The organism is Exiguobacterium sp. SH0S7 (genome assembly GCF_004337195.1).
Lineage (GTDB): Bacteria > Bacillota > Bacilli > Exiguobacteriales > Exiguobacteriaceae > Exiguobacterium > Exiguobacterium aurantiacum_A.
The window spans coordinates 21,151-29,092 of sequence record NZ_SJVA01000020.1; the positions used below are offsets into that span (position 1 = coordinate 21,151).

The 7,942-nt window shown below is 46.1% G+C and carries 5 protein-coding genes; 3 read left to right on the plus strand and 2 right to left on the minus strand.

Annotation, left to right across the window (positions count from 1 at the left end; all coding sequences use genetic code 11):
- Positions 1-10: 10 nt before the first annotated feature.
- On the minus strand, positions 11-2,890 hold the full coding sequence (locus EVJ22_RS14900) for a DEAD/DEAH box helicase (protein ID WP_131444228.1): 2,880 nt from the start codon (positions 2,888-2,890) through the stop codon (positions 11-13).
- A 112-nt stretch (positions 2,891-3,002) separates the two neighbouring features.
- Here EVJ22_RS14900 and EVJ22_RS14905 point away from each other — a divergent pair, with 112 nt between their 5' ends.
- Positions 3,003-3,545: a histidine phosphatase family protein gene (locus EVJ22_RS14905; protein ID WP_131444229.1), complete on the plus strand. Its 543-nt coding sequence runs from the start codon at positions 3,003-3,005 to the stop codon at positions 3,543-3,545.
- Between the two features lie 47 nt (positions 3,546-3,592).
- Here the strand turns inward: EVJ22_RS14905 and EVJ22_RS14910 are convergent, their stop codons facing one another.
- Positions 3,593-4,456, minus strand: coding sequence for a DegV family protein (locus tag EVJ22_RS14910; protein WP_131444230.1), 864 nt, complete (start codon positions 4,454-4,456; stop codon positions 3,593-3,595).
- A 259-nt stretch (positions 4,457-4,715) separates the two neighbouring features.
- Between EVJ22_RS14910 and mprF the strand changes: the two genes are divergently transcribed.
- Positions 4,716-7,214 (plus strand): bifunctional lysylphosphatidylglycerol flippase/synthetase MprF, encoded by a 2,499-nt coding sequence (mprF, locus tag EVJ22_RS14915; RefSeq protein WP_233589741.1) that lies wholly within the window; start codon positions 4,716-4,718, stop codon positions 7,212-7,214.
- 21 nt (positions 7,215-7,235) lie between these two features.
- Positions 7,236-7,823, plus strand: coding sequence for a DUF4304 domain-containing protein (locus tag EVJ22_RS14920; RefSeq protein WP_131444237.1), 588 nt, complete (start codon positions 7,236-7,238; stop codon positions 7,821-7,823).
- Positions 7,824-7,942 lie beyond the last annotated feature (119 nt).

Consider the following 7,942-nt stretch of genomic DNA (forward strand, 5'->3'; position numbering starts at 1 on the left):
TCGGCTTTTTTCAATGCGTTTGTTCATGAAGGTAGTCGTAGATTTGTTGATCGACGCTTTCCTGTAAAAGTAAATTCATCGTTACTACGGGCAATTCCTGTCCATCTTGATTCAGCATTGTCGTATCTTGAACTGATTCCAGATCCGGGGTCACTTCTCCTAAGTAGTAGAAATCTCCACCTTCATCGTCATCTTTCTTCACAAACAGATGAACGTCGATGTCTCGCTGTTTCGAATTTACAATTTTAATAACTTCTTCTGACTTAGTTGTTCTGCGACTTCTCGTAAACCAATGGAATACTTCAGGATTGATAAATGTATCTCCATAGTTCACACTTGCTTCCACGTTTTCACCTTTATGATACGTTACAAAAATCGGACACGTTTGATGTTTAACTTTGTAGCCGTATATCGTTGATTGCTCTTCTTTATCCCAGTTCAAAAGCCGGCACGCATCTTTTCTCGTATATTTCTCAAGTCTTGTCAAAGGTTTAGTTTGATCGTAACGCTCACTTCTTGCGAGCGAAGACTGTAACACGTCGTTAAACAAGCGGTAGAACCATTCATTTGTTAATAGCGACTGTAAGTGCGAAGACAACTGATACGCTTCATTTTCCAATGTAATGAGCGGGTGACCTCCGTATTTCAATTGATCTGCATCTTTGAAAAAGCCTAACGATAATACATTCTCTAAAGATTGCAACGTTGCTTCATCACAACGAACACCTTGTTCAAGTAACAAGTTCATAAACTCTTGTTTTGTCACTGTCTTCCGGTGTAGAAGTGCTTGTAACAACAAAACTTCATGAACTCGTTTCCCTGATAATAACTCTTGAGTCACCATCAATAATACTTGCGAATGAGAATGTGGAAGATTCGGAAGATCACGCTCTACTGTATTTAACAGTTCTCCATAGTGCCCCTTTTTCGTTCCCACGACAATTGGATCCATCGAATGATTTTTGATGAAATCAAGAAGCATTGGTATACGGCCTAAACGGTTCTTTAAGTTTTGATAGGCTTCCTTCAATACTTTTAAATCCGTTAATCTTGCTTGGTTAATCGATTCATAAATACGTTCTTTTGCAATTGCTTCAAAATTGATTGTCGATGTTCCAGACATATAACTACGATCAATCACTTTCCGTCGAATCGAATCTTTATTTTGAGAATGGTCATCCGATAAAGCAACCGGAATTAAATAGTTATTTTTATAGTTTGCGATGAAATCGATTACTGTGACATACCGTTTCGAGTCATGTTTGCGCAATCCTCGTCCTAACTGTTGAACAAAAACAATACTCGACTCTGTCTGACGAAGCATAACGACTTGGTTAATGCTTGGAATATCAATTCCTTCGTTGAAGATATCAACTGTCAGAATATAATCTAAGCGCCCTTCTTCAAGATTCGCAACTTCAAGTCGCCGTTTCTCTTGTGAATCATCTCCAGTTAATGCACAAGTTCTAAATCCACGCCGATTCAATTCTTCAGATAATCGTTTTGCCTCTCGTTTTGAACTACAAAACATCAATCCGCACAAACGTTCTCCAGAAAATCCGTAGTAATCAATTTTTTCCACAATTCGTGTAACTCGCTCTAATGAAACGAGTTGATTAAACATATCCATTTCAACTTGATTTCCACTCACCGCAAGATCTGTCACCCCAAAATAATGAAACGGGCACAGCATATCTTCTTCAAGCGCTTCTTGTAATCGGATTTCATACGCAATGTTGTAGTCAAACAGTTTAAACAAGTCATATCCGTCCGAACGCTCGGGGGTTGCCGTCATACCAAGTAAAAATCGCGGTGTAAAATACTCAATCATTCGTTGATACGTATTCGCACCGGCGCGATGACTTTCATCAATCAAAATATAGTCAAACGTATCAGGATCAAATTGATTCAACGTCTCTTGTTTTGAAATCGTTTGAATCGTTGCGAACATATATTTAGCATTCGTTGCTCGGCTTGAACCCGAAAGGATACCAAAGTCTTCATCTTTCCCGCCAATTACTCTTTGAAAATCTGCTTTTGCTTTTTGAAGAATTTGCTCTCGATGAACGACAAACAGCATTCTGTTCGGACGATAACGGCGTACATCAAAAGCGGCTAAATATGTTTTTCCTGTACCTGTAGCGGAAACGACGAGGGCACGCTGATTTCCTTGGGCACGAACTGCTTCGATTCCGTTTAAGGCAGCGAGCTGCATCGAATTCGGCTCTACTCGTAACGCGTCTTCGATTCGATTCACATCATACCGATTTGGAAATTCGGCAACCCGATCACCGAAAATCGGACGATAGACTCGTTCATACGCTGTAATCCATTCTGTCGTCAGCGGAATCGACTCATTCCACATGTCCTCAAATTGTAGTAAGAAGTGTTCAACAATTTCCCCATTCTCATGAGACGTCAATTTTACATTCCATTCATAATTCGTTTTTAACGCTCCAGACGTCAGATTGGAACTTCCAACAATTAATGAGTAGTATTCATTATGCTGAAAAATGTAACCTTTTGAATGAAACGCCTCAACTTCGGCGATGCGGACCTCAACGTTTTGAAGCTTAAGTAGTTCTTTAAAGACTTTTGGTTGGTTGAAGAATTGATACGTCGAGGTCATGATTTTTCCGCGAATTCCTTTTTCATGTAAGTCGAAGAGCGTCGATTTTAGTGTCGCTAACCCCGATTCGGTGATGAATGCGACAGAAAATAAAAAGGACCGACATACTTTTAACTCATCCGTCAAAGAAGTTAAGACGTCTTGCCGCTTGCTCTTCTCATTGACGAGTAGCTCTGGTTTAAATGGGCTGATATGATGATGATTCTTATCAAGAAACCCTTTTTCCAATGAATTTTTTAATTGGTCTGTAAAATGGCTCATTTAATCCTCCAGCTTGAATTATAATAAATTGAAATAATTCCTATTACATGAAATCGTTTTACATATATTTCATTATTATCTTCTCATCAAAAATGATCAAGGAGAATCCATTATGCCAACCATCTACCTCGTCCGTCACTGTTCGGCCACCGGTCAAGAACCTGAGGCTCCGCTCACGGAAGCCGGTCAAATCCAGGCGATCGCCTTGCGCGATTTTTTCGAAGACGTCCCGATCGAGCGCATCATCTCAAGCGATTACACTCGGGCCATCGCTTCAATCACACCTGTCGCTAAAGCACGTAACTTAACGATCAAACAGGAACCGAAGCTTCGTGAGCGCATCCTCTCGCTCGAACCGCGGGCTGATTGGTTCGACCTACTCCGCCACTCGTTCGACGACCCTTCGTTCAAGTTACCCGAAGCTGAATCGGGCCTAGACGCAACTGCTCGGATTTTGGACGTCGTCACTCAAATAAACAGTCCGACGATTCTCGTGACACACGGCAATTTGCTCGCGCTTCTGTTACAACATGTGGATAACCGGTTTGATTTCGAGACGTGGCGGAATCTTAGTAATCCGGACGTCTATCAGTTGAAAATTGTGGATAACTTTTTTTCAGTCAAACGCGTCTGGTCGGACCCGACCTGTGGATAACGTTATCCACAGAAAAAGCCGTCTCATCACGAGACGGCTTCACTGTTTCACTTTTCCACAAAGAACATCGAGATCGCACCTAGGCCGACGTGCGTGCCGACCGAGACACCCATCTGCATCAGATAGATCTCACCTTCGAAGTCCGATTCGGCTTGGATTTTCACTTTCAAGTTCTCAGCGATTTTCTGGTCCGATGTATAACCGATGATGATAAAGTTCGTGATGTCCTTATCGTAGCGTTTAATGAACTCGTCCGTGTAGTGCTTGAGCACTTTCCGAGTTCCGCGTTCTTTGGCGACGATGGCACCTTTCCCGTTCTTCATGCTCATGATCGGCTTGACCATCAACAGCTTGCCGATGATCGCGCTCGCGTTCGAGATGCGGCCACTCTTGATCAAATGATCCAAGTCGTCGACCGACAAGAAGTGCTTCACTTTTAGCTTATACGCCTCATTGAAGTCGACGAGTTCCTCGAACGTCGCACCCGCATCACGCATCTGCGCACTCTTCATAAGTAGCCAACCACTGCCGTGGCTCATCGAACGGGAATCAACAATATGAATCTTCACCGTCGAATCCGGATGCGCCTCTTCAAAATATTCTTTGCCGAGCACGGCCGATTGATACGAACCACTCGTCCCACTCGACATACAGATACATAAAATTTCGTGATGGCCGGCCGTGACGGCATCTTCCATCAGTTTCAAAAACGTCGCCGGGCTCGGCATCGCCGTCGTCGGAAATTCCGGTAGCGCTTCCAACATTCCGTAAAACTCATCGGGCTGAATATCGACGCGGTCTTCATACGATTTATTGTTCATCGTGATGATGAGCGGAGCTACACCGATATCATATTTTGCTAAAATGTCGTCTGATAAATCGCAAGTTGAGTCGGCTAGTAATTTAATCATAATATCCTCCAAAATGTCTCCTAAGGTGACGGGAATCGTCCTAGTTCACTACGCCGATTAAGACGTCAAGACAGGACACCTTTAGTGTACCAAATATAGAGGGTTTGATGTTTTTTTACTAGGCTCAATGTGCGACTTATTCATGTTTTTGAATCGATGTGCGAATTCGGGTCGTATACACTACAGGATTCACTATTCCTCACATGCAAAACAGCATATAATGCTAACACTAAGCTTGTAGCCGTAAGGAGAAGACATGATGCAAAAACGACTTTCTTGGAAGCAGCTGAAATGGTTGGTTCCATTCCTATTGATTGGCTTGATTCTTTATCAGAGCGGGCAAGAACTACAAAACTTATCGCTCGCAGCCGCCTTCTCGGCGTTAGAAAAACTGACAGGATTCGAACAATCCAGCTTGATCCTTCTTGGCTTGCTCGCTGTCCTGACGATGACCGGATACGACTACTTTTTACTCCGCTCATTGAACGTTCATATCCCGGTCCATAAGCTGCTTCGTGCGGCTTGGATCACCAACTCGATGAACGGCATGCTCGGGTTCGGCGGCGTCATCGGCATCGCACTCAGGACCTCGCTGTATCGTCCGTACACGGATACATTGCGACTGCTCCGGGCTATCGGTTGGATGACACCGACGCTGATCAGCGGACTGTCTCTACTGTCGATCGGGGTCCTCTCCGGCCTATTTCCGGCTACAACGCTGATATCGACGAAGCAGTGGATTTGGCCCATATTGCTGGCAACGCTAGCCGTCTTGCCACTTTACATCTATATGACCCGCAAACGATCGAACTTGAGCTGGTCGACGTTACTCGGCTACATCGCCACATCATTCGCGGAATGGGTGACAGCAGGACTCGTCGCCTTGTACGCCTTGTATCTCCTCGGCGGGGACGCCCCGATTGCTAGTATGCTGGGCGTATTCATCGTCGCCACAATCGTTGGGGTCGTTTCACTCGTCCCAGGCGGAGCCGGCTCATTTGATCTATTGTATTTGGTCGGGATGACGCAGCTCGGCATCAACCAAGAGATTGTGTTGTCGTCCTTGATCGTCTATCGGTTCGTCTACTTCATCGTCCCGTTCATGATTGGTTTGTTTTTAGCCGCGATCGCCTTCGGGGACCAGGTCGTCAAACAAATCGAATACAAACCGATCATCGGCTCATCGTATGAAATCGGGACGGTCGTCTGGCGCACCGTGTTGCGGACACTCGCCAAGACCGGTCGGATCGCCGGCAGTCTGATCGCTTTGATGACGAGTCTCGTCCTCTGGTTTCAAACGCTGCTCCCGAGTGTGGCCCCGCTTTATGTGACAGCCCCTTGGATGCAATGGGTCGGGACGCTTTGTCTGTTCGTTGCCGGACTCCTGACGTTAGTGAGCACCTACGGCATGTATATCCGCACGAAACGGGTGCTGTGGATCACGGCTGTGTCGTTCTTCTTCGCGACGCTTGGTATATTCGCACGCGGGTTCAATTTGTTCGAAGCGTTGGTCGTGGTCGGATTTGCCTTGTTCGTTTGGCTGACCCGAAACCAGCACACGCGGTATCGCTCGATCCTGACCATCAGCCGCTTCTTCCGAAACGTGTTGTACGTCAGTCTATATGTCGGGACACATGCGATTTTGCTCCAGTCGTTCAGTCAAAGCGACACGATTTTCTTTGAACCGGATCAAGCTGCCCTGTTAAGCGTGAGCGCTGTTATGATATCAGGCCTGCTATTGAGTATCCTGTTCGTCTTGTTTAACCGTCTGAAGCGTCCCCGTCTTGGTGAGGCGTTCGAACCGGTGCGCTTTGAACGGTTCCAGACGACGCATGCGACATCACACACGTTTGATTTGGCTTACATGAATGACAAGCGCGTCTATTATGGGCCTGATGACAAAGCCTGCCTGTTGTTCGCGTTATCTGGTAATCACGCAATCGTTTTAGGAGACATACAAGGTGAGACGAGTGCCGCCTCCGAGCTGTTGATTCAGTTCATTGAGGCGACCGATCATCTCGGCTATGTCCCGTTGTTCTATCAAGCCACACCGAACTGGATGCCGCGCCTGCATGACGCTGGCTTCACGTTTTTCAAGCTCGGCGAAGAGGCGACGATCAATGTCGATACGTTCTCACTGACAGGTAAAAAGCGCGCGAACATGCGCTCCCTAAACAACCAGTTCATAAAAAAAGGCTTTACCGTGGACGTGATCACGCGACCGAACGAGGCGATCATCACCTCGTTAAAAGATATTTCCGAAGAATGGATCGGTAATCGCAGTGAGAAAGGCTTCTCGCTCGGATTTTTCAACGAGCAGTCCCTATCCCATTATCCGACGGCGCTGCTGAAGGACGTCGATGGACAAATTGTCGCCTTCATCACGCTGCTGCGCGGGCATGGTACCGTATCGATTGACTTGATGCGCTCGTGTTGTGACGCCCCGCCCGGCTCAATCGAAGTACTGATTCTTCACGTAATCGAGTGGGCGCGGGAGAATGAGTATGCCGATGTCGGGCTCGGAGTCGCCCCACTCGCATCGGTCGGTGAGCATACGTTCGCTTACTGGCCCGAGCGGATCGCGGCGGACATCTTCGAGAACATCAGCTACATTTATCCGTTCAGTGGGTTAAGGCAATTTAAGAACAAGTTCAAACCGACGTGGGAAGGCCGCTACTTGGCATTCCGGCAACGACGGACGCTCCTGCCTTCCTTGTTGCGCACGGCCCGGCTGATCAGTCGAAAAAAGATACAATGACAAAAGAAAGGAGCGCTACTGATGTCTCATGAAACTCCACGTATCGGTTCTGCGGAAATCAATAAAGTGATTCGTGAACACTTGTCTCCGGCGTTGCGAGAGCAGGGTTTTCAAAAGGTGAATACACGGCACAATTGGAAATTTAATGAGCACAACATTTGGGTGATTGATGTGACAGCGGTCGGGTCATATTTCTCCGATGTAACCGGTTGGCCGTCAATGTCTGTCTTTGTCGAATGCGGAATTTACTATCCATTTTTAAATACTGGCGACTTTGATGTGAAAATAGGAAAAAAAGGAGAATCGCTACCGAGAGTCCACCATTGTTACTTGCGCCTATCCCTCGACAGTACACTGGACCAATCGGCTTACACACAAACGTTAAAGAATCAAGCTGAGCGAAGTCGAAAAGACCTTTGGTGGATTGAGCCCGATGGTTCAAATGTTGACGATGTAGTCATGAACATACGTGATGTGGTTCTCAATCAAGCCATCCCTTGGTTCGAGAAGTATGTGGACTGGTCACTCGTAATGGAACAGTTCAAAAACAATCACAGCCCTTCATTCTTTCAAGAACTAAAAGGGAAGATCGATCACTATCTGAACTGAGCCCCGTAAAATGGACAGTTTAATAAAAAGCCCGTATGTCCTATGCGGCGATTAGATGGCCCCGATATTGTTCCGGGGTCATCTTTTTTAGGTTCCACTGACCGCGTTCGCAGTTGTAA

Excerpts from the sequence above, each read along its gene's own strand:
- EVJ22_RS14900 (WP_131444228.1), bottom strand. The coding sequence starts at position 2,890 with ATGAGCCATTTTACAGACCAATTAAAAAATTCATTGGAAAAAGGGTTT.
- EVJ22_RS14905 (WP_131444229.1), top strand. The coding sequence starts at position 3,003 with ATGCCAACCATCTACCTCGTCCGTCACTGTTCGGCCACCGGTCAAGAA.
- EVJ22_RS14910 (WP_131444230.1), bottom strand. The coding sequence starts at position 4,456 with ATGATTAAATTACTAGCCGACTCAACTTGCGATTTATCAGACGACATT.
- mprF (WP_233589741.1), top strand. The coding sequence starts at position 4,716 with ATGCAAAAACGACTTTCTTGGAAGCAGCTGAAATGGTTGGTTCCATTC.
- EVJ22_RS14920 (WP_131444237.1), top strand. The coding sequence starts at position 7,236 with ATGTCTCATGAAACTCCACGTATCGGTTCTGCGGAAATCAATAAAGTG.